The sequence below is a fragment of the Enterobacter sp. FB genome (genome assembly GCF_000805795.1).
GTDB classification, from domain to species: domain Bacteria; phylum Pseudomonadota; class Gammaproteobacteria; order Enterobacterales; family Enterobacteriaceae; genus Enterobacter; species Enterobacter roggenkampii.
Window position 1 is genome coordinate 1446542 of record NZ_JSZC01000013.1, and the last position, 25767, is coordinate 1472308.

Below are 25767 nucleotides of genomic sequence, written 5' to 3' on the forward strand. Positions count from 1 at the left end.
GGCTTAACAGACTGTCAGAACACTGACAATGTCACTGTTTAAGCTACGCTTTGAGTAACGCTTTACGTCAGGAGACATTATGAAAGCACCTGCAACCCCTGAAAATGAAACAGACAGACTGAACTCGCTGCGCGAATCAGGTCTGCTTGAGATCGACAGTTCCCCGGCGTTTGACCGGCTTACGCGTCTGGCGAAGCGCTTCTTCCAGGTGCCGCTGGCAATGGTCAACCTCATTGATGAGCACTCGCTAATCGTGAAGTCGGCCGATGGCAAGGCGCCTGACACCGTTCCGCGTAATATCTCGTTTTGTGGCCATACGATCCTCACCGAAGCACCGCTGGTGGTAGGGGATATGCTGCAGGACGATCGTTTTGCGGATAATCCGCTGGTGGCGGGTGAACCTCGCGTGCGTTTTTATGCGGGCTTCCCGCTGCGCCTGCGTGACGGCGCCAGCGTGGGCTCGCTCTGCCTGATTGACTACGCGCCCAGGGAGTTTTCAGCGGCCGATCTCGCCGTGCTGGGGGATCTTGGCGCGCTGGCTGAAGATGAGTTTGCCGCTATCAGCGCGGCGACCACGGATGAATTAACGGGTTTATTCAACCGCCGGGGCTTTAATCAGCTGGTGCGGTTCACGCTTTCCGTTGCCCGACGCCGGGCTGAGCCGCTCACGCTCGGCTGGCTGGATCTGGATCGCTTTAAGGAGATTAACGATCGCTACGGGCATGAAGAGGGCGATAAGGCGCTGAAAGTTATGGCGCAGCTGATGCGCAGCGCTTTCCGTGAGGCCGATATGCTGGTGCGTTTTGGCGGGGATGAGTTCGCGGTGCTGTTCGCGGATACCGACGAGCAGGGCGCCTGGATAGCCATGCAGTATCTTGCCGAGCAGGTGGAAAGCTATAACGCCCGCAAGCTTCACCCATGGTCGCTAAACTTCTCATGGGGGCTCAGTGAATTCGATCATAACGGCAACGACCTGCAACAGTGGTTAAAAGATGCCGATGAAAAGATGTATGCCATGAAGCAGCAGCGCCAGCGCGCCCGGTGACATAATAAAAGCCTATGTCCGAACCGCTTGCGTTAATAAGTTGTTAAACCCAAAGTGAGCGTATTCAACGTAAGGAAAAACAATGAATACCTCACTGCAAATCAAAACCCTCACCCTGGAAGAGATCCTCATCCATCTTGATGCGCTGGCCGGGATCCTCGAAAACTGCGTAAACGGCGGGGCATCCGTCAGCTTTATGCTCCCTTTTAGCCTCGACAAGGCCCGTACTTTCTGGCGCGGTATTGCCGAAAGCGTCGCGCGAGGCGAGCGGCTGGTGCTTGCCTGCGTCGATGCGCAGGACGGGGTCATTGGAACGGTGCAGCTGATCGCAGACCAGCCGGAAAACCAGCCGCACCGGGCGGATGTGGCGAAGCTGCTGGTCCATGAAAAAGCGCGTCGAAAAGGGGCCGCAATGGCGTTAATGGAAGCGCTGGAGGCTGAGGCCCGGGCCAGAGACATTTCTGTGCTGGTGCTCGATACCTCCACCGGCAGCGGGGCCGAAATTTTCTACCTGCGTGCCGGCTGGCAAAAGGTTGGTGAGATCCCGCGCTACGCGCTAATGCCTGACGGCGCCATGACCGCCACCTCTGTCTTTTATAAGTTCTTATAATTATTTTGCACAACCGCACCGCGGATTGATCAAAACAGGGTTTCTGGTCGTTAAGTTTTGATAAGTTATCGTACCAATCTTATCAGGCTGTATGACTAATCATAAAAGGAACCCCCTTGTGAACACGCTCAACCGTCGTGATTTTCCCGGTGCGCACTATCCAGAACGCATCATTCAGTTTGGTGAAGGCAATTTCCTGCGTGCGTTTGTCGACTGGCAAATTGACCTGTTAAACGAACATACCGATCTTGACGCTGGCGTGGTAATCGTTCGCCCGATTCAGAGCGACTTCCCGCCGTCGTTAAGCACCCAGGATGGGTTGTACACCACGATCGTTCGTGGCCTGAATGAGCAGGGCGAGGCGGTGAGCGAGGCCCGGCTGATCCGCTCCGTTAACCGGGAAATCAGCGTCTATGACGACTATGGCGCATTTCTGAAACTGGCTCACAATCCCGATATGCGGTTTGTATTCTCGAACACCACCGAAGCGGGTATCAGCTACCACGCGGGTGACAGCGTCGACGATGCCCCTGCGGTGAGCTATCCGGCGAAGCTGACGCGTCTGCTGTTTGAGCGCTTTAGCCACTTCAACGGTGCGGCTGACAAGGGCTGGATCATCATTCCCTGCGAGCTGATTGACTACAACGGTGACGCACTGCGTGAACTCGTCTTGCGCTATGCGCAGGAGTGGGCGCTGCCTGCCGCCTTTATCCAGTGGCTCAACGACGCCAACAGCTTCTGCTCGACGCTGGTTGACCGTATCGTGACAGGCTATCCCCGCGATGAAGCGGCCGCACTGGAGGCTGAACTGGGTTATCACGATGGGTTCCTCGACACGGCCGAACATTTTTATCTGTTTGTGATTCAGGGGCCGGCATCTCTTTCGCACGAACTTCGTCTGGATAAGTACCCGTTAAACGTGCTGATTGTTGATGACATCAGGCCCTACAAAGAACGCAAGGTGGCCATTCTGAACGGCGCGCACACGGCGCTGGTGCCGGTCGCCTTCCAGGCCGGGCTGGATACGGTAGGTGAGGCGATGAATGATGCCGAGGTCTGCGCGTTCGTCGAAAAAGCGATTTATCAGGAGATCATTCCGGTCCTCGATTTGCCGCGTAACGAGCTGGAATCGTTCGCCAGTGCGGTGACAGGACGTTTTCGTAATCCCTACATCAGACACCAGCTGCTCTCCATCGCGCTTAACGGTATGACCAAATACCGTACCCGCATCCTGCCGCAGCTGCTGGCAGGGCAGAAGGCGACGGGGCAATTACCGGCTCGCCTGACGTTTGCTCTGGCCGCATTGATCGCGTTTTATCGCGCGGAGCGTAACGGGGAGAGCTATCCGGTGCAGGATGATGCACGCTGGCTGGAACGTTATCAGCAGCTGTGGGCGCAGCACCGCAATCGGCAGCTTAGCACCCGTGAACTGGTGCAGTCGGTGCTCAGCGCACGCGAACACTGGGAGCAGGACTTGACGCAGGTAAGCGGTCTTGTCGACCAGGTCACGCTGGATCTGGATGCCATTCTGCTTAAGGGCATGCGCGCCGCGGTTAAACCGCTTTGCTAATGCATTCACCCGGCTTCGGCCGGGTTTGAATAGGCCCCATTTAGTTACAACATACTATGTGCTTTGTTTTTAAAAAGCACATGCAGCACCGTGCGAATTTCGCTAATCAGGGGAGAAAATGCAATGTCCCGTTAACAAGCTTGCAACGGTGACGGGGATCACGTTTAATAGCCTCGCTCTTTTCTTGCCTGAAACTCACTATGATCGTTCGTCCTAAACAGCACTGGCTACAACTGATTTTTGTCTGGCACGGTTCGGTACTTCCCAAGATCTATACCCGATTGCTGCTCAACTTCCTGCTCTCTATCGCCGTTATCCTGATGTTACCGTGGTATACCTCGCTCGGTATCAAATTTACCGTGGCGCCATTCAGCATTCTCGGCGTGGCGATCGCTATCTTTCTGGGTTTCAGAAACAACGCCTGTTATTCACGCTACGTTGAGGCGAGGCTGCTCTGGGGGCAGTTGATGATAGCGGCACGCTCGCTGTTTCGCGAGGTAAAAAACACCTTACCCGACGATAAGCACCTCGGCGAATTTGTCCGTCTGCAAATTGCTTTCGCCAACTGTCTGCGCATGACCCTGCGCCGGGAACTGAATGCTGAGCAGCTCTCTCGTTATCTTGCTGCGGAGGATTTACGTAAAGTCATGGACGCCAACTCACCGGCGAACCGTATTTTGCTGATCATGGGGGAGTGGCTGGCCGTGCGGCGGCGAAACGGGCAACTCTCAGACATTCTGTTCCATAGCCTGAACAACCGTCTGAACGACATGTCTATCGTCCTTTCCGGCTGCGAGCGCATTGCGACCACGCCGGTGCCGTTTGCCTACACGCTGATTTTGCACCGCACGGTATATCTGTTCTGCATTATGCTGCCGTTCGCACTGGTTGTGGACCTGCACTACATGACGCCCTTTGTCTCTGCGCTGATTTCTTATACCTTTATTTCGCTGGACACCCTGGCGGAAGAGCTGGAAGACCCGTTTGGCACGGAAGATAACGACCTGCCGCTGGACGCCATCTGCAACATGATGGAACGCGATCTGCTGCAGATGAACGATGAAGAGAACATTCCGGACAGGCTGATGCCGGATAAGCACTATCAGCTGACCTGACGGGCGTTCCACTCGGCGCGGGTAATCTCCCACAGCTCGGAGTCCAGCATCCCGCTGACGTAGGCTTTCTTCTCCGTTCTGATAAGCCGCATGCCGCTACTGTCCGAAATACGACGGGAGCGGCTGTTGGCGGCGGCCTTCGGGGCCCGCAAAACGGATTTGTTTAGCGTGTTGAACCAGTAATCCGTCGCGGCAATGCTGGCTTCGCGCATATATCCGTGCCCCTGAAACTCCGGCGCGAGCCAGAACCCGCGGTTGTTATCCTCGACGTCGTACAGGCAAATAATGCCCATCAATTCATCCGGCACCTCACGTCGCCGGATGCTCCAGAACCAGGCAATCTCTTTCGCCACATCCGGCAGCGCCACGTTGTTGACATAGTTTTCTGCGCCGTTATCCGGGTAGGGCCAGGGGACGGAAGAGACCATATAGCGGACGATCTCCCAGCGCGGATAAAGCGTTTGTATCTGGACGGCATCTTCGGCAACCAGCGGTTTCAGCAGTAAACGTTCTGTCGTGAGCGTCGGTATCGTCATGCGCAGATCTCCATGTTTAAGCGTTATGCTTTTGTTTGCGTTCTGGTATTTTTATCTCTATCACATTCAGCTGAGGCGCGCTGGGTTCATTCCCTACCAGAAATGGGCATCCTTTCTTTAATGGCGAAATATTGATGAGCTTTGTGTCTCTTTTAACCGGACGGGTTTTCCAGGATCTCCTGCAGCATGGCAAAGAGATAGAGGAGACTATTGCTCATCGTGATATCCGTATCCGTCTCTTGAATCATTCCACGCCCGAGCTGGAACGGTATTTTTCGCGACCCCTCAGCGAGCTTCCGCGTCAAAATCCTTACCCGGTAGCTATGCTGTTACCTCTGTTTTTAGTGGCGTTTGCGCTAAACCTTTTGCCTTTTCTCAGCACGTTGCAGGGTTTGTCACCTTTACATCATGCATTGAGCTTTTTCTTACCATCATTGACGATGACAGGCGCGCTCATTGTGACAAGCGTACTACTGGCTCGTGGAAAGACGTCGGGATTGTCGGGCTTTATGGCGTTGTTCATCATCCTGCTGATAACGACCCTCGTTCAGGTTCTACATGTCATGCTTTCTCATGATGGAAGCCTCTGGCCACACGTCATTGCATCTTTCGCGCTGTTACTTTGTCGGGTGGTGATGAACGGCAGCGGCTTTGTTCTGTTTACGCTCTATTGTCGTACTCAGCGTCTTGCCAGATTGGCACGGGAAATGCGGCTAAAAAGCCGTTAAAGGGGAGGTTATGACATTACGAAAAGCCACGCCACAGGAAGCCGAAACACTCTGGAATATACGCAATCAGGCGATTCGTCACGGCTGTACAACCAGTTACGACGCTGAGGTCATTGCGCGCTGGACGCCCGATCTGATGCCCGAACGCTATCGGCAGATGGTCATTGAATACCCTTTTTACGTGGTTGAAGATGAAAAGGGCGATGTTGCGGCAACCGGCTACCTCGATCTGGATACCCATTGCCTGGAGGCGATTTTCACCTTGCCCGCAGCCTCCGGCAAAGGCATGGCGACCCGGATTATCGAGGCCCTCAAACATGAGGCCCGTAGCCGGGGGATAACCCGCCTGACGCTTGATGCAACGCCTAACGCCCAGTCGTTTTATCTGAAGCTGGGGTTTGTGACGCTGCGCGAAAACTATCATCACTCGCGTATGGCGGGGCTGATTTACGCTGTTTTGAAATGGCGATTACTCTGTAATGTGAGGAAAACATGGCTGTTACGGTACGACCTCTATGCAAAGACGACTATTCCCAATGGCGACCGCTGTGGGATGGTTACACCCATTTTTATGATTGCTTCCTCGAGGAATCCGTCACCGCAGCGACGTGGGAAAGGGCGCTCTCAGCGCATTCATCGATGTTCTGCCGGGTCGTGGAGAAGGACGAAAAGATCATCGGTTTCGCAATGTGTGTTCTGCACGAAGGCACCTGGTCAACCGCGCCCATCTGCTACCTGGAAGATCTGTTTGTTGATGCTGCCGAACGCGGGGCGGGGGCCGGTAAGGCGCTCATTGACGCTCTGATTGAGGAAGGCAAGCGCGAAGGGTGGTCGAAACTGTACTGGGTCACCCGGGAGAACAATCCGGCGCGTAAACTTTATGACAAATATGGTGAAGCTGACGACTACGTCCGCTACCGTCTCTCCCTCTAAGACTTCAAGGCCTGTGTTTGTATCACACTGTATCAGCGTCCCGGATACATACACAGGCTTGCAATAAACCCGCTTTCGCACATATCCGCTATACATTGAGGTGTTGTGATATCCCCGTGAATTGTACTCAACCGGAGATACCAACATGTTCAGCAAACTTGCTTACTCAACCCTCGCACTGACCGTTTCGCTTGGCACCGTGATGTCCTGTCAGGCGGAAGCCACCGGCACGAATTTCGCGGCCGCCTTTGATCATCCCCAGCAAATTAATGCTGGCGATCTGAACGTCGGTTATGTCGACATTGGTCCGAAGGACGGTCAGCCGGTTATTTTATTGCACGGCTGGCCCTACGATATTCACAGCTACGCCGAGGTCGCACCCGCTCTGGCGGCAAAAGGGTACCGGGTCATTGTGCCGTCTCTGCGCGGCTACGGTACCACGCGCTTCCTGTCAGCAAACACACCGCGCAACGGCCAGCCCTCGGCGATGGCGAAAGATATCGTTAATCTGATGGATGCCCTGAATATCAGGCAGGCGGTATTTGCAGGCTATGACTGGGGCGCCCGGACGGCGGATATCGTCGCCGCGCTGTGGCCAGAGCGCGTAAAATCACTGGTGTCGGTGAGCGGGTATCTCATTAGCAGCCAGCAGATTGGCAAACAGCCGCTGCCGCCAAAAGCAGAGCAGCAGTGGTGGTATCAATTCTATTTTGCGACAGAGCGCGGTGCGGAAGGCTATGCCAAAAGCACGCATGACTTTGCGCGCTTAATCTGGTCGCAGGCCTCGCCTGACTGGAAATTCAGCGACGCGGTCTTTAACGCCAGCGCCAAATCCCTCGATAACCCGGACCACGTCGCGGTGACGCTCAGTAACTATCGTTGGCGTTTAGGGCTGGAAAAAGGCGAGCGCAAATACGACCGCTACGAGCAAAAACTGGCCACGCTGCCGAATATCACCGTACCAACGATCACCATCGAAGGCGGCAACAACGGCGCGCCGCATCCGGCACCGCAGGCCTATGCAGCTAAATTTACCGGCAAATATGAGCACCGCACCTTCGGCGCAACCGTGGGGCACAATCCGCCTCAGGAAGATCCGCAGGATTTCGTTAAGGCGGTTATCGACGCGGATAAGCTGTGAAATGTGCTATTTTCAGTACGTTACCCTTCGGTCTGGAGAGTTCGGTGGAACATATTGACCACATCCTTGTCGTCGATGACGACAGGGATATTCGTGAACTGATTGTCGACTATCTCGTTAAGTCCGGTTATCGCGCCTCCGGCGCGGCGAACGGCAAAGAGATGCGTGCCGTGCTGGATAAACAGCATATCGACCTGGTGGTGCTGGATATCATGATGCCCGGTGACGACGGCCTTACGCTGTGTCGAGAGCTGCGCGTCGGGAAGTATAAAGATTTGCCCATTCTGATGCTGACCGCGCGTAACGAGGAGACGGACAGGATCCTGGGGCTGGAGATGGGGGCGGATGATTACGTCGTGAAGCCGTTTGTCGCGCGTGAACTGCTGGCGCGCATTAAAGCGATTTTACGGCGTTTTCGCGCGATGCCGCCCAATTTACAGGTAACGGAAGCAGGGCGGCTGGTGATGTTCGGTGAATGGCAGCTCGATACCGTCGCTCGCCACTTAATCGACCCGGAAGGGGTGATCGTCGCGCTCAGCGGAGCGGAGTATCGTCTGCTGCGCGTTTTCCTTGACCATCCGCAGCGCGTGCTGACCCGAGACCAGCTGCTCAACCTGACGCAGGGGCGAGACGCCGAGCTGTTTGAACGCTCAATCGACCTGCTGGTTAGCCGGGTTCGCCAGCGTCTCAATGAAGATGCCCGCACGCCCGCCTATATCAAAACCGTGCGCAGCGAAGGCTACGTCTTTACGATGTCGGTGACCATCAAAGAGGTTAACGAATGACGATCTGGCCGCGCTCGCTGCTGGCCCGTTTGCTGCTCGTCGTGCTGGCCGGTCTGCTGCTGGCTAACGCCCTGAGCCTGACGCTGGTCATGGTTGAACGCATGCACAGCGCCCGCACGGTGATGCTCGGTAATCTGGAAAACGATGTCGCAACCAGCGTCGCCATTTTAGACCGCTTACCGGCCAGCGAACGCGCCGCCTGGCTGCCGCGGCTTGAACGAGGTAACTATCGTTATATCCTGGGCACAGGGGAACCCGGCGCAGCGCCGACGGATAAGCGTTCGCAGGACGCCATCAGAACCTTAAAAGCGACGCTGGCCGCGCATTACCCGCTTAGCTTTACCGCCGTTCCTGGCGCCATTTCACATATTCAGGCCCACCTTACGTTACGTGATGGCGCACCGCTGACCATTGACCTGATCCCACGCATGCCGCCCGTCGCCAGCTGGCTACCGGTCGTCCTCATCCTGCAGCTGCTCGTACTGGCCGTCTGCGCCTGGATCGCCGTGCGGCAGGTGGTACGGCCTTTTTCACACTTTACCCGCGCGGTGGATGCGCTGGATCCGGCGGCCAGCACGCTTATGACGGAAAAAGGGCCGCTTGAGGTGCAGCGGGCAGCGCATGCCTTCAACGCCATGCAGGCGCGCATTCAGTCTTATCTCCGGGAACGCGCGCAGATCCTGGCCTCGATTTCTCACGATCTCCAGACGCCCATTACCCGCATGAAGCTGCGCGTCGAAATGGCCGGAGAGCCTGAACTTCGCGACAAGCTCCTGAACGACCTTGATAACATGTCTCGTCTGGTGCGGGAGGGCATTGCGTATGCCCGGTCATCGGAATCACTGGAGGAGACGTCTCTGAAGCTGGAGCTGAACGCCTGGATCAACAGCATCGCCTGCGATTATCAGGACATCGGTAAAAACGTGCACTTTCAGGCAAGCGATACCCGCTTGCCCATCGTCACGCGGCCGCAGGCGCTTCGCCGGGTGATGACCAACCTGCTGGATAACGCCCTCAAATTCGGCGAGCGTGCTGCGATTGCGATAGACGTTTCGTCGGACAGCGAGGTCATTATTCACATTATGGACGACGGACCGGGAATACCCGAAGCCGAGCTGGAGGCGGTTCTGCAGCCGTTTTATCGGGTTGAAACCTCGCGTAACCGCGATACCGGCGGGACAGGACTCGGCCTGGCGATTGCCGCGCAGCTGACCGCACAGCTGGAAGGAAAACTCAGGCTGGCGAACCGCGCCGGGGGCGGACTGGATGTCGCCATTACGCTACCGCGTCGTTCGTAGAATTGTACGGCTTTGTATCTCCCGGCCTGGGCGATACAGAGCCAGACAAAACCCACGCATTTACACATACCCTGAACACATCCGCACGATGAAATAGCCTCACTGCAGTGTCGCAGGACATGTCATGTGAGGTCACTATGTTTCTGGTAATCGCTTTTCTGGGCGGTATGATAAGCCTGCTCAGCCCATGTACGCTCCCGGTTATTCCACTCCTGTTCGCCGGTTTCCAGGGGCAGCGTCGGCATATTCTGGCCCTGCTTGCGGGGATGATCGTGATGTTCACTCTGGTGGCAATGGTCGTCACCGTCGCCAGCGAGTGGATAACAGAGGCAACCATTGTCGGGCGCTGGATCGCGCTCGTCATTCTGGCCACCGCCGCGCTGGCCTTGATTTTCCCGTCTTTCGCCCAGCGTATTGCGGGACCGGCCGTCAGCGCGGGAAATGTTCTCAACAGCCGTAGCGGGCAAACGCGCGGAATGGCATCGGCTTTTCTGGCCGGGCTAGCGGTTGGGCTGCTCTGGTCTCCCTGCGCCGGGCCTATTCTGGGCGCGATTTTCAGCATTAATATTGCGGGGCATTCGGCCATCGCCACAGGCGCACTGCTTGCCGCCTATGGCAGCGGATGCGCGCTGATGCTGGGTCTACTCGTGTTCGGCGGACGCTCGCTGATGGCACCACTGAGAGCAAAATCGGCGCTAATGGCGAAGTTGCGTCAGGGTGCGGGGGTGGCGATGTTAGCCGCAGTCGTCCTGAACGCGACGGGGATGACTTCGCTACTGAAAGGGGCAAACGGCGTCGCGGACCGTCTTGAGACGGCGCTCTTGAATCTGGCGAAACCTGCCACCGCGCCGGTGAAGCTCCAGCCGGTAGTCATGACAGAGCCCAGCAGCCAGCTGCCTTCGCTAAGCGGTGGAACAGGGTGGATAAACGGTGACCCTGTCACGTATGAATCGTTACGGGGAAAGGTTGTACTGATTGATTTCTGGACGTGGGACTGCATTAATTGCCAGCATACGCTCCCCCATGTGCGGGAGTGGGCCACAAAGTACCAGCCGCAAGGTCTGGTGGTGATTGGCGTTCACACCCCGGAATATCCCTGGGAGAAACCGCTGTCGTCGGTTAAAAATGCGGTGAAGAAATGGCAACTGCCGTATCGGGTGGTGACGGATAACAGCTATCAAATCTGGAATGCGTTCGGCAATCAGTACTGGCCAGCACATTACTATTTTGATGCCAAAGGGCAGCTGCGCTATACCGCCTTTGGCGAAGGTGACTATGAGCAACAGGAAAAGGTTATCCAGCAGCTGCTCAAAGAAGCCCGCTCATAATCGGATCAGGGCTGGCGTTGAGCCACGATAAACAACCTTGGAAAAGCCAGCAGTATCTGCCCGTTTTCCTGAAGCGGATACTGCTCTTCCAGCAGTTCATGGTAGCGTTTCAGGAACCGTTTCTGCTCGCTCTCGTTAAGTTCCTGAAGCCAGGGGCGCAGGCCGGTGGCGCTTACCCAGTCAATAATCGCCTGATGAGAGCTCATTTTGTGATAATAGGTTGTCCGCCAGATATCCACGTCACAGCCAGCTTCAGACAGAATATCGTAATAAGCGTGTACGCCCGGCAGCGGTTCGCGGCCACGATCTGGGTAGTCTTGCTCCAGCGCCACTTCACGCATCGCCACATGGGTGGGTTCCAGCCAGTTATCAGGCATCTGGATCGCCAGCACGCCATTTAGCTTAAGCAGGGAGACTAGATGCGGCAGGAGATCGTAATGGTCCGGAACCCATTGCAGCGACGCGTTGGCATAAATCAGGCTCAGCGGCTGGCCGGGCGTGTACTGACGAATATCGGCCTCAACAAAATGGCAATCGGGTAAGGCGGCGCGTGCTTCCTCGAGCATGGCAGGGGAGTTATCGACCCCGGTGATGTGAGCAGAAGGCCAGCGATGCTTCAACAGCGCGGTGCTGTTTCCCGGTCCGCAGCCCAAATCCGCGATGGTAGCGGCCTCATCCAGAGGAACTCTGGCGAGCAGTTCTGCGGCCGGACGCGTTCTTTCTGCGCCAAATTGCAGGTAAAGAGAAGGGTTCCAGTCGGCCATTATCAATTCTCCGTTTTGCATGTTTCTGCAAGAATAGCACAGGCAGATGCCTGCAAAGCGGTATTGGCGAGGGCGTTTGGCCAGAAGAAGCCAGCAGAGTCAGAAAATGAGGAGAGGTGCAAAAAATAATAAAACGGAAATATTACCCCTTAAAAGATTAAGGGGCAATACATTTATTGTAATTATTTTATGATTATTGTTTTTTAATATTTTATCGGCAAAGTGCTTCTTATGCTCTGTACCCGAAACTTTAAATATTAGATAATCATCGATGGGTATATCCCTGGTGTTTCGTAGGTCTTTGACCTCCTGGCCGCTTAGTTTTGCGAGAACTTCGTGGTCAGGTACTTTTTAAGTATAGGGAATATGCAGCACAATGAAAGCTGTCCTAAAAGACAGGTGATAATAGTTTCAGGTGTTATTATCAGGAACAAGAGCATGAATTCTGTCATTGAATTTTTTTTACACGACTACGATGATTTACCCCCAGCATTAGCGCGCGAACTTTACCGACTCCGGAGAAAAACGTTTCGGGACCGACTCGACTGGAAAGTGGAATGCGTCGAAGGTATGGAGAAGGATCAATTTGATTCCCATAACACGACATATTTACTGGGTATGTATGATGGACAACTGTTATGCGGCGCACGATTTATTAACGCAACGCAGCCCACAATGATAAGCGAAATTTTTCATAATTATTTCGACAACCCCATTATTTTTCCCGCAGATGTTCCTTGTTGTGAAGTGAGCCGTTTATTTTTAGATAAAGAAATACGAGATTCCGCAAGTCTGCATGGCGTGCCCGCCAGTAAGGCATTGTTTCTTGCAATGAATATTTATTGCATGAAGAACAAATATCATGGAATGTATGCTGTAGCCAGTCGTGGAATGTATGCCATATTTCGCCATGCGAACTGGAAAGTTGAAGTTATTCAGCGCGGTGTTTCTGAAAAAGGCGAGGTTATTTACTATATTTATATGCCCGCCAGCACCAGCATTATTGAAGATATTATTAGCAAAGACAAATCCAGTCACTGGCTTCGCGAAATGCTCGAGCACTTACGCCATTTATAACCAGTGGCTGAGGCTCAGTCCTCCAGTAACCGGAGTTCCGTTCCAAGTTTTATTGCGTGTCTTGCATTATTCACACCGAGCTTTTTCATGATGTTGCCCATATGGAATTTAACGGTGCGCTCAGCAATAGACAATATAACAGAAATTTCTGCGTACGTTTTTCCGGCGCTGACCCATTTAAGGATTTGGCGCTCACGTGGCGACAGGAAAACATTCTTTTTCTGCTGATGCTGACTATACAGATTGAGTGTCTTCTGGTGTAACTGAACAAGGAAGCGTAGAAAATGCGGCCGATATTTTTCAATGTCAATCCCAGAATGCTTAGGACTGATGACGGATAAGACAACAAGATTATTCAAATAGTCATGCAGAGGAAACGTCTGTCCCTGATAAATATCATACTGGACACTTTCGTCGAAAATACGCGTCAGGTTATAACCATCTGACAGGACAACATCACTTTCCCAGAAAAAATCTTCCACACAGCGCAAAGCCCGAATGATAACAGGGTCAATGAACTGATATTTTTTTTCAAGGTAGATAGTAAACCACTCTGGACTGTTATTGATTATCCTCATCTGTGAGGGATCTTTCTTGTTCATAATGGCGTAGGCGAAGACGATCCCTTTGAAGTCCTCAAAAAACGCGTCCAGCTCACTCTGAATTTGCGTATTGATCGTTAAGTCGTTGTAATATGTATCCTTCACGTGAGTTGCTGCCTCCTGTACGAGTGGAGGAGCAAGTATAATATGCTTCGTTATCTGTAGCGAGTCGCATTTTAATCCAGTCAACAGATAAGACAGGCTGCCTCAACTGGCAGCCTCGTGAACGTTTGGGATTTTTGAATGGTAAATGCAGATGACTTAGGGAATTGTTGATGTTTTTATCGAATTTCGAAATCGTTCACTAAATATAGTAGGCTGCAAAATTTAGGAGGTTTCACGCTTTTCCCCCAGGTTCATACAAATTGAAATCAGGATTTAAACCAGTGGGTTACAGAATGCCTTTCAGGGCAATATGATAAAGCAGCATGATGGTTTTACCGTCGACAATCCTGCCGGTTTCAATGCGGCGTAATGCCTCTTCAAGCGTCATTTCCAGCACGTCGATATCTTCTCCCTCAGCCTTGATCCCGCCGCCGGCGCCGGTTCTGTCTTTCGGCTGATACTCGGCAAGATAAAAATAGAGTTTTTCCGTGACAGAGCCCGGGCTCATATAGGCTTCAAAGATTTTCTCTACGCGCGTAACGTGGAATCCGGTCTCTTCTTCCGCTTCTGCTTTGATGCGGCTTTCAGGATCCATGTTGTCCAGCAATCCCGCCGCCGCTTCAATTAAATCGTCCTCATGGCCGTTGATAAAAACAGGGAAGCGGAACTGGCGCGTCAGGATGACCGTCTTTTTCTCACGGTTGTAGAGAAGAATCGTCGCGCCGTTGCCACGGTCATAAACTTCCCGCTGTTGCCGCTGCCATTCGCCATCACGGCGCTGCAGGTCGAAGGTGTATTTTTTAAGGATGTACCAGTTATCTGACAGGGTTTCACTGTTAATGATGCGCACATCTGCACGTTTTGATTGCACGATTGTTCCTCCTTACGTAGAGTAATACTCATAAACAGCAACATCATGCACTTTCAAGGTAAAACATGCAACATCAGGAAAACAGGATGCTCACTCGTCAGCGAAAACAATTGATCCTTGAAAAGCTGGGTGCCGAAGGTCAGGTCCAGTCAAAAGCGCTGAGCATTCTTTTCGACGTCTCTGAAGATACTATCCGGCGCGATCTCCGCGAGCTGGCGGCAGAAGGGCGTTTGCAGCGTGTTCACGGCGGCGCACTACCGTCATCTTCCGCAATTGCTCCGTTTGCCGAACGGCAATCCGTGAAGATGGATGCAAAAAAAAGGGTGGCCCGGAAAGGGGCCCAGCTGATTTCATCAGGCCAGGTGGTAATTATCGACGGTGGCACGACAACCTCGGAGCTGATTACCTTTTTCCCGCCTGACTTGCGCATCACCGTGGTGACGCACAGCCCGAGTATTGCTCTGGGGCTTGTTGATCATCCTGCCATTGAGGTGATTTTGATCGGCGGACGGTTGTATAAACACTCGATTGTTGCGGTCGGCGCGGCGGCCATCGAAGGCATAGAGAATATTCATGCAGATCTGTTCTTTATGGGCGTGACCGGTATTCATCCGGATGCGGGGCTGACAACCGGCGATTTCGAAGAGGCATGCATCAAACGTGCATTTTCCGGCAGAGCCGCGGAAACGGTCGTTCTGGCGTCTCCGGAAAAGATCAACACCGCGTCGTCGTTTGTGATTGGCGATGTATCTTCAGTGAATACCATCATCGTTGAAGACGGTACAGATAAGGAGTGGATCCGCGCGGTATCGGAAAAGGGGGTATCCGTCGTGCTGGCCTCAGATCGTGACAGCCTCTGACAGCCAGCGACTGGCTGTCAGGATTTAGCTTCTAAAATGTTCTCAAGCGAAATATTTGGGCTACCGACTTTCCGGCGCATGGCATACGGCTTCAATGTTATGACCATCAGGCGAGATGACAAAAGCGGCATAGTAATTTTCACCATAGGAACGTAGCCCCGGCTCACCGTTATCACGTCCGCCAGCGCCCAGCGCGGCATGGTAAAAATCATCTACCTGCTGACGGGTCTTGGCCACAAACGCCAGATGCAGAGGCGCCGGTTTGTCATTTGTCTGGAAAAGGCAAAGCGAAACGTCGCCAGAGCTCATCTCAACACCATAATCCGGCGCGCCTTCATCGACGAGTTCAACACCAAGCGGACGAAGCGCCTCGAGGAAGAAGGTTTTACTTTTTTCATAATCACTGACGCCAAATTTCACATGATCAAACATTATCGACTCCTTGAAAGCGATAGAGAAATGAAGAGTATAGAAGGTGGCAGGAGTCGAATATGAGCACAGGTGCGTCTATGTGACAGATATCTCGTTACATAGCAGACTGTTTCCGTCCAACAAATGTCCAGCGCAGGTAATCGTAAATCCAGTTAAACAGCATCGTGTACGGCAGGAAAAACAGTACCAAACCAATCTCAACAAAAAATGCCTCCGTCATCGTTAAATGCAGCATCACCATGGCCACAGGAATTAACGTGATGATAAGTCCGGCTTCGAAACAGGCCGCATGGAGCGCGCGGACGAGGAACGTTCTTTCAAAGTGGTATTTTTTCTGAAGAGCGTCAAAGAATTTGTTAAAAACAAAATTCCAGGCCGTGGCGGTAAGCGCGGATATCACGGACAGCGAACCAGACTGGAGTACCGACACGTTCATCAGCCACGCAAGCGACAGCGCGATGATAATGTTGGCCGTGACTTCAAAAATGACCGCGTGGAAAATCCTTTCTCTAAAGCTTTTATCTAATTCAATTTCCATAAGTTTACGGCAGCAGTGGGCAAAGGCTGAAGTATATCAAACGTCTTTCAACCATGTGTAAACGTAGACGTTGGGTCGTGCGGGGCCTCGACACAAATCATGCCTGAAAAGGTGGCTTCACATGATTCAATGGACCAGGTCAATCATGACCGCAGAAATGCAGATTTTGCCTCCACTTACGTTAGTGCGCATAATGTATATTATGTTAAATGACATCTGATAGCTAATCACGAGCCGATACATCAATCTGTTATTAATTCTGACCACCCTCTCGCTTCTCGTCTTTCACTGTCGATAACGACGATTTGTGAAAAAAACTCAAAACACCATTCGATGGCGCATGCTGGTTCCCTTCATGTCAGTGCAATACCCTGTCACATACAGAATTGCTGGCAATAAAAGAAGGAACACCGAATGAAGTATGTGAATCTGGGTCGTAGCGGTTTGAAAGTCTCCCGTCTTTGTCTCGGTTGTATGAGCTATGGTGACCCCGAACGTTTGCCTCAACCCTGGTCCCTGGATGAAAAAGCGTCACGACCGCTCATTCGTCAGGCGCTTGAAGCGGGCATTAATTTTTTTGATACCGCGAATATCTACTCGGGCGGAAGTTCTGAAGAGATCACTGGAAAAGCGCTGAGAGAAATGGCCAGACGCGATGAGATCGTTGTGGCGACAAAGACCTTCTTTCCGTGGCGCAACTCACCCAATACCGGGTTTCTTTCCCGCAAGGCCATTTTTCAGTCTATTGACGATAGCCTGATGCGCTTAGGTATGGATTATGTGGATCTCTTTCAGATTCACCGCTTTGACCACTCCACGCCTGTTGAAGAGACCATGGAGGCTCTGCATGACCTCGTTAAATCAGGAAAAGTACGTTACATCGGCGCATCATCTATGGAAGCCTGGCGCTTTGCAAAAATGCAGCATACTGCAGAGCGTAACGGCTGGACCCGATTTATTACGATGCAACCGCAATACAACCTGCTTTACCGGGAAGAAGAGCGCGAGATGTTGCCCCTGTGTGAAGACCAGGGCGTTGGTGTGATCCCCTGGAGTCCGATGGCGCGCGGCAGGCTCACGCGCGACTGGAGTGTCACGTCCCGACGAACGCAAAACGATGCCTTTGCATTAAAAATGTACGAGAACGCAGCCCTTCTGGATAAGCCCGTTATTGATGTTGTTGCCAGCATTGCTGAAAAGCACCATGTGCCAAGAGCCCATGTTGCAATTGCCTGGTTGCTATCAAAAACGGTCATCACAGCCCCGATCATTGGCGCGACCAAACCAGAACATCTTTCCACGGCTATCAGCGCACTGGACTTTACACTTAGCGATGCTGAAATCACGGAACTCGAGGCACTCTATCTGCCGCACCCCGTCGACGGGATCATTCCCCCGCTTCCTGATACGCCCCCTTCACTCACGCCGCCTTCAGCAATACAGAACCGTTAACACCCTTCCCTGGCCCGGCGTTGCCGGGTCTCATTATTTTCAAGAATAACGAAGCACACCGTTTTCAGTCCGAGGCGATGAGTGGATGGACTTGTGAAATAAATTCAGCAACGGATTAGCCCTGGTCGGTCTATGGTGTATATCATTTCCGTATCAACGCAGTCGGGCGTTAAGGCACAAGGAAAAGGATTCTGTATGCAAATAAGCAGAGCTGATGTCGCCGATCTCATTTATTTCATGGCCATTGCACGTCATCGCAGTTTCAGCCGTGCGGCGATTGAATTAGGTGTCAGTGCATCAGCGCTTAGTCATGCCCTGAAGGGACTGGAAACCCGGCTCGGGGTTCGCCTCCTTAATCGCACGACCAAGAGCGTTACACCTACGGCTGCAGGTGAAGAACTGGTTCAGTCTGTCCTTCAGCCTTTCGACAAGATAGAAGGCGCACTTGAATCGCTTAACAAGTATCGTAATACCCCTGGCGGACGTATCCGCATCAATGCTGCCGTTGAAGCGGCCAATCTTTTGCTTGCGCCGGTTATGCCCGCGTTTATGGATCGCTATCCCGATATTGAAATCGATATTGTGGCCAGCAACCGTATGGTTGACGTCACTGATGCGGGCTTCGATGCCGGTATCCGCTATGGTGGCACCGTCCCGGAAGACATGGTTGCCCGGCGTTTATCTGCCGATATTCGCTGGGTTATCGCCGCATCCCCAGACTACCTGGAACGTTACGGAACGCCTGAACATCCGGATGATTTATTACACCATCGTTGTATAAGCAATCGTCTCGGCGACGATCGGATTTATCGCTGGGAACTTGAGCGAGACGGCGAAACGTACCAAATCACTGTGCCAGGCTCAGTGACGGTCAACCAGGCTGAAACGGGCCTTGTGGCCGTATTAGGCGGAGCTGGTCTGATGTATTTTCCGGAGCCTCTTGTTGAACCCTATGTGAAGGATGGTCGGCTCCGCCTGGTGCTGACGGAATGGTCCCCGCTGGAGGAAGGTTTTTATATCTATTATTCAAGCCGCCGGCAACTGCCGACCGGGCTTCGCCTTCTGATTGAGTTCATACAGGAGGCCAGGCCGCTGGGGTTGTGAAATAGCGCTTCCATGCGGGACGATGCAATGTCGTCTTTATCGCCCCGTAGCGGATATCATAAAATCAATCAGGGTCTTCACTCTTTTAAAAGCCGTATAATCAAATGATTAAAATTTTATCCCTTCGCCTGAAACACTGTAACGCGCTGGCCAACAGCATGAGCAATGCCTCCCCGACACAGCTGCAGCAGTTTAAGACGCAATTGTCCGAACAGATGGGTAAGCCTGTGGGACTACATACCATGGGTATTCCGGCAGCGATCAGTACGCTCGGGGTGATTGTCAGTTTCGCCATTCCGCAGCTGTGGTTGGGCTATGGCGTACTCGCCGCACTCAGCCAGCCAGCTGAACGCGTATTCGTGTGGGTTGTGCTGGTCGCCCTGCTTTTCGCTGGCATCAACGGCGTGACGATGTTCATGATTGGCAAAGGCAGCATGCGCGCCGTACGGATACACCTTGCGCTGGCGGTGATTAGCCTGGTATTAACGGCAGCCTATCTGCTGGCCGCGCTGATCGGTAGCCCTTTTCCGGGCGTCAGTCTGACTGCGGCACTGGTGAGTATCGTCATGTTATTGCTTAGTGGTAGCGCTATCCTCTCCACAGCCTTTTATAAGATGCTGCTATTTACTCTGCATAATCGCGCCTGGCGCAAGCTGATCAGACAGACTCGCGATGCACATATGCCACGCTAAGCCTGCCCCTCGTAAACATCCCGCCCCATTATCCCAGACGCGATATCCTTGAGCTCGCCTCGTCCAGATGGGTGCGCAATGCGGCAAGACATGGCGCAAAATTGGCAGAAAAGCGGCCGCAACTACTGGCCAGCGTATAAAAGCGCTCGGCCAGCGCCAGTGCTTCATGCCAGGTTTCTCCCGCGATCGCGTCAATAAGCGTAGCCGGACGCAGCGTATTCACCATTGCGCCTCCTGATTTCGGAGCAAATCCCATGGGTAGCATGTCATAGGCAGGAGCAAGATCGTAAGGCCGTCCGTGGGAACTGATAAACGACAGATTACCGTGGTGCATGTCGGTATTGCCGATCAGCATACCAAACGCCCAAAGCCTTGACGTGCTGGCGACCGCATCCTGGTGAACACAGCCCTGCTTTGCCAGCTCATTCACCAGTACCGGCCAGGATTCTCTTGCCCTGCCGACAAACTCCGCCTCGAGCGCACGTAAAGAAAAGAGTCCCTTACGACCAAGGGGTCCCGTACGGTCGAACCGCGGGATCTCAAGGAAGCGCTGTCCGCCAAAATCAAACACCTCGGTTTCGACGCCAAGCACGCTTAACGCAAGATGTTCTGCTAGCAAAAGGTCTCGCCAGCGTTCGCTTACAGGGTTATCGTCCGGTGCCGTGAATTTCACAATCACGTGGCCACGTTCTGTATAAGTACAGAACTTCGGCTGTTCACCCCCAGCAGAGGAGCCCGGTACTTCGCCCGCGCTCACGGCCTGCGCCAGCGACGGGTAGGCGGTTGTGCGGTCCACCGCAACAGGCGACGGCATCTCTACAAAATGATTCCTCGCCTGTTCTCCGATTAACAGGTTCCCCACCGCATCGTGCCCATGAGCGAGCAAAGCCCTGATAACGTCAGTATCACTCCAGTTATCTGGATTTGGCGGCAGGCCCAGCTCGGATGAAAATCGCGAGGCGTACGCGCGGCCAAGGTATCCCTGAGGCCGCATGTCAAACAACCACCACGGCAACCCATCGCTATGGAGGCACACATTGTCCGTTTGCGCCATTACAAAACCGTCTGGATAAACCGGAATGAGTTTACCCAGCGATTTAACCTGACCCTCTTCCGTGATGCGGTAGACAGGAGCCGAACTGAATCCTCGATGTGTATCCCGCAGCACATAGTGAATAGATGGACCGGAGCCAATGCGAACCACCTCATCGCCAAGCGCTTTAATCGATCGTGAAACGGTAGGCTGACTAATACCCATAATATCAGTCAGTTGCCTTACCGATACCGGGCCTTGTCTCAGCAATTGTCGTAGTGTTTCGGATCGATTAATCATGGTTTTGAATAGCTTTGTGAATAGGTTATTGAATAGATAATTTATCAGGTATTGACTCCCCTGTCATCTTCACCAACGGCTGTCTCTGGTTTATGCCTGCGCAACCAAATTAACTTATACGCCGCAGGAATAATAAACAGTGACAGCAGCGGTGCCGTAATCATCCCGCCAATCATGGGCGCCGCTATCCGGCTCATGACTTCTGACCCTGCGCCGGTCCCCCAGAGAATGGGCAGCAGACCCGCGATGATCACCGCGACGGTCATTGCCTTTGGCCGCACGCGCAGCACGGCGCCCTGATAAAGGGCGTCATCAAGCCCCTGTTCAGTGAACGTTTCGCGCTGGGACAGCGCCGGATGTGCTTCAACGGCATGACGCAAATACATCAGCATGACCACTCCAAACTCTGCTGCCACCCCGGCCAGGGCGATAAACCCGGTGCCGGTTGCCACGGACATATGGAAGCCCTGCCAGTACAGGAACCATATCCCGCCGACCAGCGCGAACGGCAGGCTCATCAGGATCAACAGGGCCTCATCCACGCGACGGAACGCCAGATAGAGCAGAACGAAAATGATCATCAGCGTCATCGGCACCATCAGCTTCAGTTTCTTGTTGGCGTGCTCAAGCAGTTCAAACTGCCCGGAGAATGACACGCTGGTACCCGGCCTGAGCTTCACGTTCTGGCTGATGGCCGTCTTAATGTCGTTCACCACCGACACCATATCCCTGCCGCGGGCATCGATATAAATCCAGCTCGCAGGCCGGGCATTCTCCGTTTTCAGCATCGTGGGGCCTGAAACAACGTTGATATCTGCCACATCACCCAGCGTAATCTGCTGTTTCATAGGCGTCAGGATCGGCATCTGCTTCAACGCGCTCGGGCTATTCCGGTAGTCCTGAGGGTAACGAATATTAATCGGATAGCGGGCCACGCCTTCCACCGTTTCACCCACCGTCGCACCGCCGATGGCCGAGGAGACGAACAGCTGCACGTCGCCCACCGTCATTCCATAGCGGGAGGCTTTCTCCCGGTTGATATCGACATCAATGTAGCGCCCGCCTTCCAGACGTTCTGCCAGGGCAGACACCACGCCCGGCACCGTTTTGGCTACTGCTTCAATGCTTTGCGCCGTGGCGTCGATATCAGCCAGAACGGTACCAGACACCTTGATGCCAATCGGGCTTTTAATCCCGGTCGACAGCATATCAATGCGGTTGCGAATGGGCGGAACCCAGAGATTCGCCAGACCGGGCAAACGAACGGTCTTATCAAGCTCCTCAACGATCTTGTCAATCGTCATCCCGGGTCGCCACCGATTCTCAGGCTTAAGCTGAATGGTGGTTTCCACCATTTCGAGCGGCGCGGAATCCGTTGCCGTTTCGGCTTTGCCGGTCTTGCCGAAGACAGAGGCCACTTCAGGGACGGTTTTTATTAACTTGTCCGTGGTCTGTAAGAGCGCGGCCGCTTCTGCCGGAGAGACGCCGGGCAAAGTAGAGGGCATATACAGCAGATCGCCCTCATTAATCTTCGGCAGGAACTCGCCGCCCACCTGGCTCAGGGGCCAGATCACCGTCAAGATGGATAAGGCCGCAACCAGCAGGGTTGTTTTGGGCCAGTTGAGCACCCGAATCAGCAGCGGATGATAGGCGTTAATCAGCAGCCTGTTCAGCGGGTTACGGCTCTCGGCGGGGATTTTACCCCGGATCCAGAATCCCATCAGAATGGGGATCACGATGATGGCCAGCGCGGCCGCCCCTGCCATGGCGTACGTTTTGGTGAAGGCCAGCGGACCAAACAGCCGCCCTTCCTGCCCCTCAAGGGTAAAGATGGGAATGAAGGATAAAGTGATGATCAGCAAGCTGATAAACAGCGCCGGTCCAACCTCTACAGAGGCGTTGGTAATCACCTTCCAGCGGGTGGCGTTATCAATCTGCTCTCCCGGGTGCTGGTGATCCCACTCTTCCAGCTGCTTATGCGCGTTCTCAATCATCACGATGGCGGCATCAACCATCGCGCCGACGGTAATGGCAATGCCTCCCAGCGACATAATATTGGCGTTCAGCCCCTGGAAATGCATGACGATAAAGGCAATACACAGGCCAAGCGGCAGAGAGATAATCGCCACCAGTGCCGAGCGAATGTGCCAGAGGAACAGCGCACAGACGATGGCCACCACGATAAACTCTTCGAGAAGTTTGCTGCTCAGGTTATCAATGGCCCGGTCGATGAGCTGGCTGCGATCGTAGGTGGTCACAATCTCAACGCCTTCCGGCAGGCTGGCCTTCAGCGTCTCCAGCTTGTCTTTTACCGCCGTAATGACCTCGCGCGCGTTTTTACCCGAACGCAGGATCACCACGCCGCCCGCCACTTCACCCTGCCCGTTCAGCTCGGCAATACCACGGCGCATTTCCGGCCCCGTTTGTACGCGGGCAACATCACGCAGGTAAATCGGCACGCCGTTCTCACCGGTTTTCAGGACGATGTGATTGAAATCATCGATGGTCTGCAGATAGCCGCTGGCCCGCACCATATATTCCGCTTCCGCGATTTCTACGGACGATCCGCCCGCTTCCTGATTAGACGATTCAAGGGCCTGCTTAACTTCCGGCAGGCTGACGCCGAACTGCGCCAGCTTTAACGGGTCAACCTGAATCTGATACTGCTTCACCACGCCGCCGACGGAGGCCACCTCGGCCACGTTCGGGATTGTTTTCAGCTCAAATTTCAGGAACCAGTCCTGCAATGATCGCAGCTCGGCGAGATCGTGTTTTCCGCTGCGGTCCACCAGCGCATATTCAAATATCCAGCCTACGCCCGTGGCGTCCGGGCCGATTTCGGAACTCACGCCGGCGGGGAGTTTGCCCTGAACCTGATTCAGGTACTCCAGCACGCGCGAGCGGGCCCAGTACAGATCGGTCCCGTCTTCAAAAATAACGTACACATACGAATCACCAAACTGTGAAAAACCGCGCACGGTCTTCGCGCCAGGAACAGACAGCATGGTGGTGGTGAGTGGATAGGTCACCTGGTTTTCAACAATCTGCGGGGCCTGGCCGGGATAGCTTGTTTTGATAATCACCTGAACGTCAGACAGATCGGGCAAGGCATCGACCGGGGTGTTGATGATGGTCCATGTCCCCCAGACGCTGAGAAACAGCGCGCCCATCATCACCAGGAAACGGTTGGCAACCGAACGCCGGATAATCCATTCAATCATCATCGTCTCCTTAATGGCCTGAATGCGCGTCGTCAGCGGCTTCAGCGGCTTCAGCGTGGCGCATGCGCTCCAGCGCGCCGGTAATATTGGCCTCCGAGTCAATCAGAAACAGACCGCTGACCACCACCGACTCCCCCTCTTCCAGTCCGGTACCAATGCCGGACTGCTGCTGTGATTCATGCAGAACGTGGATCCTTTTCGGTACAAACTTCCCGTTCGCATCAACGGTAATAACGCGCTGTTCTTTCCCGGTATCGATAACGGCCTGAGACGGAATGAGCAACATTTCCTGACTTAGGGTATTCAGCTTCAGGTAGGCATTCATGCCCGGTTTCAGCAGTTCATCCTTGTTGGAGACCTGCAGGCGCACCTGCAGCGTACGGGTGGTTTGATCCACGCTCGGCAGAAGACGCCATTTTTCAACCGGGAAGGATTTATCCGGATAAGCCGGTACCGAAACAGTAAACTGCGAGGTATCTTTCAGCAGATAAGCAATGGATTCAGGAACCGCCGCGCCGATCCAGACCGGATCCATCCCCTGAATCTGCGCCACCACCTTCTCTTTGGAAATATTCATCCCGGTGCGCAGGTCAAACGCCGTGATCACCCCGTCAATGGGCGCCTTGATGGTAAATCGGGTCTGGATAGTACGGGTCGCACGCAGCCGCTGAATGTCGTCATCCGGCATACCCGCCAGGCGCAGACGCTCCAGAACGCCTTTTATCTGCGTGGGCGTTCCGCCGGTACCGGAGAGCAGGAGGAACTCGCTCTGCGCTTCGACCCAGTCCGGAATGGTGATATCAACCAGCGGCGTGCCTTTTTTCACCTTATCGCCAATCGTCAGCGGGTACACTTTTTCAACGAACCCTTCCGCACGCGCCTGGACAATGACAAACTGATAGTCGTTATAGCTGACGTTGGCCGGGATCGTCTGGGCATAATTCAGCTTTCCGCGCGTCACTTTTTGCGTTTTTAATCCCAGGTTCTGAACCTGGGTCGGATCGATACGGATACCGTCACTGTTTTTATCATTCTCATCGGCATATTTCGGCACCAGATCCATATCCATAAACGGTGATTTACCGGGCTTATCGAATTTAACGTCGGGTTTCATCGGGTCATACCAGAAAAGCACCGTTCTTTCAGAAACGCTATTTTCTGTTTTTTCAGATGAATGAAGAGCCTGCCAGGCCGTCAGCGATATCAGCCCTCCCGCAATAAGGCTGCTGACTATCACGGCAGCATATTTTATTTTTAATGAGGCCATGCCGTTTCTCGCTATTTAATGCTCTTGAGTAAAGAGAGATTGCCCTGCTGAACAAACGAGAAATTCACGTGGCTGCCGACTTTTAAGGCAGTAATACTCGCGTCGGCCTGCATAAAAGTAAAACGCATGGTCATCGCGGGCCAGCCAATTTCCGGGATGGCTTCGTGAGAAATCGTCACTTTTTTATTCGTGATATCAATATCCTTCACAATGCCGGTCCCGGTGATGACCTGCTCTGAGGCACCTTCGCTGGCAGCGCTCATCTCCGCGTGTTGATGAACCTCAGCCTGAAGGCCGGCAGAAAACATAATGATTGCACCAAATACGACGGCGTTAAGTGAATTGCGCATGTTTAATATC

At 53.6% G+C, this 25767-nt stretch carries 25 protein-coding genes and 1 pseudogene; 16 read left to right on the plus strand and 10 right to left on the minus strand.

All coding sequences use genetic code 11. The annotated features are described in order from the left end of the window. The first annotated feature begins 79 nt into the window (after positions 1-79). The 4 genes from PI91_RS13905 (at position 80) to PI91_RS13920 (ending at position 4340) form a co-directional block, all read left to right on the plus strand. Positions 80-1045: a sensor domain-containing diguanylate cyclase gene (locus PI91_RS13905; RefSeq protein ID WP_039266395.1), complete on the plus strand. Its 966-nt coding sequence runs from the start codon at positions 80-82 to the stop codon at positions 1043-1045. An 82-nt stretch (positions 1046-1127) separates the two neighbouring features. Continuing rightward, positions 1128-1655 (plus strand): GNAT family N-acetyltransferase, encoded by a 528-nt coding sequence (locus tag PI91_RS13910; RefSeq protein WP_039266396.1) that lies wholly within the window; start codon positions 1128-1130, stop codon positions 1653-1655. A 118-nt stretch (positions 1656-1773) separates the two neighbouring features. Then, positions 1774-3225 carry a tagaturonate reductase gene (locus PI91_RS13915; protein WP_039266397.1) on the plus strand — a complete coding sequence of 484 codons (1452 nt, stop codon included), beginning with the start codon at positions 1774-1776 and terminating at the stop codon, positions 3223-3225. 200 nt (positions 3226-3425) lie between these two features. Beyond that, positions 3426-4340: a bestrophin family protein gene (locus tag PI91_RS13920; RefSeq protein ID WP_023292420.1), complete on the plus strand. Its 915-nt coding sequence runs from the start codon at positions 3426-3428 to the stop codon at positions 4338-4340. Here PI91_RS13920 and PI91_RS13925 read toward each other — a convergent pair. Further along, the gene (locus tag PI91_RS13925; protein WP_039266398.1) at positions 4328-4876 is read right to left on the minus strand and encodes a GNAT family N-acetyltransferase; all 549 of its coding nucleotides are present in this window, start codon (positions 4874-4876) and stop codon (positions 4328-4330) included. The genes PI91_RS13920 and PI91_RS13925 overlap by 13 nt on opposite strands. Positions 4877-5010: 134 nt before the next feature. On the opposite strand from PI91_RS13925, the gene PI91_RS13930 reads away from it, so the two are divergent. From PI91_RS13930 to PI91_RS13960, 7 genes and pseudogenes are all read left to right on the plus strand, one after another. Then, positions 5011-5604, plus strand: coding sequence for a hypothetical protein (locus PI91_RS13930; protein ID WP_039266399.1), 594 nt, complete (start codon positions 5011-5013; stop codon positions 5602-5604). 10 nt (positions 5605-5614) lie between these two features. Beyond that, positions 5615-6084, plus strand: a pseudogene (locus tag PI91_RS24755) (N-acetyltransferase family protein). Between the two features lie 12 nt (positions 6085-6096). Then, positions 6097-6537, plus strand: coding sequence for a GNAT family N-acetyltransferase (locus PI91_RS13940; protein WP_039266401.1), 441 nt, complete (start codon positions 6097-6099; stop codon positions 6535-6537). A 145-nt stretch (positions 6538-6682) separates the two neighbouring features. Beyond that, complete coding sequence (locus PI91_RS13945) at positions 6683-7678, plus strand: alpha/beta fold hydrolase (protein WP_039266402.1); 996 nt, start codon at positions 6683-6685, stop codon at positions 7676-7678. A gap of 44 nt (positions 7679-7722) precedes the next feature. Further along, a complete protein-coding gene (locus tag PI91_RS13950; protein ID WP_039266403.1) occupies positions 7723-8463 on the plus strand; it encodes a response regulator in 741 nt (246 codons plus the stop codon). Next, positions 8460-9761, plus strand: a complete 1302-nt coding sequence (locus PI91_RS13955; RefSeq protein ID WP_039266404.1) for an ATP-binding protein — start codon at positions 8460-8462, stop codon at positions 9759-9761. The genes PI91_RS13950 and PI91_RS13955 overlap by 4 nt, the downstream gene beginning before the upstream one ends. 137 nt (positions 9762-9898) lie before the next feature. Then, the gene (locus PI91_RS13960; protein ID WP_039266405.1) at positions 9899-11089 is read left to right on the plus strand and encodes a cytochrome c biogenesis protein/redoxin; all 1191 of its coding nucleotides are present in this window, start codon (positions 9899-9901) and stop codon (positions 11087-11089) included. A gap of 5 nt (positions 11090-11094) precedes the next feature. Here PI91_RS13960 and tam read toward each other — a convergent pair whose 3' ends face one another. Then, on the minus strand, positions 11095-11853 hold the full coding sequence (gene tam / locus PI91_RS13965; RefSeq protein ID WP_039266406.1) for a trans-aconitate 2-methyltransferase: 759 nt from the start codon (positions 11851-11853) through the stop codon (positions 11095-11097). Between the two features lie 438 nt (positions 11854-12291). Here tam and PI91_RS13970 point away from each other — a divergent pair, with 438 nt between their 5' ends. Further along, positions 12292-12930 (plus strand): acyl-homoserine-lactone synthase, encoded by a 639-nt coding sequence (locus PI91_RS13970; RefSeq protein ID WP_032674790.1) that lies wholly within the window; start codon positions 12292-12294, stop codon positions 12928-12930. A 14-nt stretch (positions 12931-12944) separates the two neighbouring features. Here PI91_RS13970 and PI91_RS13975 read toward each other — a convergent pair whose 3' ends face one another. Together PI91_RS13975 and PI91_RS13980 are read right to left on the minus strand one after the other, a co-directional pair. Next, positions 12945-13637: a LuxR family transcriptional regulator gene (locus PI91_RS13975; RefSeq protein ID WP_008503218.1), complete on the minus strand. Its 693-nt coding sequence runs from the start codon at positions 13635-13637 to the stop codon at positions 12945-12947. Between the two features lie 286 nt (positions 13638-13923). After that, positions 13924-14508, minus strand: a complete 585-nt coding sequence (locus tag PI91_RS13980; protein ID WP_023292410.1) for an NUDIX domain-containing protein — start codon at positions 14506-14508, stop codon at positions 13924-13926. Positions 14509-14594: 86 nt separating this feature from the next. Here PI91_RS13980 and PI91_RS13985 point away from each other — a divergent pair, with 86 nt between their 5' ends. After that, the gene (locus tag PI91_RS13985) at positions 14595-15368 is read left to right on the plus strand and encodes a DeoR/GlpR family DNA-binding transcription regulator (RefSeq protein WP_021242483.1); all 774 of its coding nucleotides are present in this window, start codon (positions 14595-14597) and stop codon (positions 15366-15368) included. A gap of 60 nt (positions 15369-15428) precedes the next feature. Here PI91_RS13985 and PI91_RS13990 read toward each other — a convergent pair whose 3' ends face one another. Both PI91_RS13990 and PI91_RS13995 read right to left on the minus strand, forming a co-directional pair. Further along, positions 15429-15800, minus strand: coding sequence for a VOC family protein (locus tag PI91_RS13990; protein WP_023344151.1), 372 nt, complete (start codon positions 15798-15800; stop codon positions 15429-15431). Positions 15801-15894: 94 nt separating this feature from the next. Next, the gene (locus PI91_RS13995) at positions 15895-16338 is read right to left on the minus strand and encodes a PACE efflux transporter (protein WP_023344152.1); all 444 of its coding nucleotides are present in this window, start codon (positions 16336-16338) and stop codon (positions 15895-15897) included. A 414-nt stretch (positions 16339-16752) separates the two neighbouring features. On the opposite strand from PI91_RS13995, the gene PI91_RS14000 reads away from it, so the two are divergent. The 3 genes from PI91_RS14000 to PI91_RS14010 all read left to right on the plus strand — a co-directional run bounded on the left by PI91_RS14000 (position 16753) and on the right by PI91_RS14010 (position 19586). Beyond that, on the plus strand, positions 16753-17790 hold the full coding sequence (locus PI91_RS14000) for an aldo/keto reductase (RefSeq protein WP_039266407.1): 1038 nt from the start codon (positions 16753-16755) through the stop codon (positions 17788-17790). Positions 17791-17985: 195 nt separating this feature from the next. After that, positions 17986-18894, plus strand: coding sequence for a LysR family transcriptional regulator (locus PI91_RS14005; RefSeq protein WP_039266408.1), 909 nt, complete (start codon positions 17986-17988; stop codon positions 18892-18894). A gap of 104 nt (positions 18895-18998) precedes the next feature. Further along, positions 18999-19586, plus strand: a complete 588-nt coding sequence (locus PI91_RS14010) for a hypothetical protein (RefSeq protein WP_021240134.1) — start codon at positions 18999-19001, stop codon at positions 19584-19586. A gap of 28 nt (positions 19587-19614) precedes the next feature. On the opposite strand, the gene yjjJ is transcribed toward PI91_RS14010, so the two are convergent. The 4 genes from yjjJ to cusF are packed head-to-tail and all read right to left on the minus strand — an operon-like array spanning position 19615 to position 25757. Continuing rightward, positions 19615-20919 carry a type II toxin-antitoxin system HipA family toxin YjjJ gene (gene yjjJ / locus PI91_RS14015; protein WP_039266409.1) on the minus strand — a complete coding sequence of 435 codons (1305 nt, stop codon included), beginning with the start codon at positions 20917-20919 and terminating at the stop codon, positions 19615-19617. A 44-nt stretch (positions 20920-20963) separates the two neighbouring features. Continuing rightward, complete coding sequence (gene silA, locus PI91_RS14020) at positions 20964-24140, minus strand: Cu(+)/Ag(+) efflux RND transporter permease subunit SilA (RefSeq protein ID WP_039266410.1); 3177 nt, start codon at positions 24138-24140, stop codon at positions 20964-20966. Positions 24141-24150: 10 nt separating this feature from the next. Continuing rightward, positions 24151-25407: an efflux RND transporter periplasmic adaptor subunit gene (locus PI91_RS14025; RefSeq protein WP_039266411.1), complete on the minus strand. Its 1257-nt coding sequence runs from the start codon at positions 25405-25407 to the stop codon at positions 24151-24153. Positions 25408-25418: 11 nt separating this feature from the next. After that, positions 25419-25757: a cation efflux system protein CusF gene (gene cusF / locus PI91_RS14030; protein WP_039266412.1), complete on the minus strand. Its 339-nt coding sequence runs from the start codon at positions 25755-25757 to the stop codon at positions 25419-25421. Positions 25758-25767 lie beyond the last annotated feature (10 nt).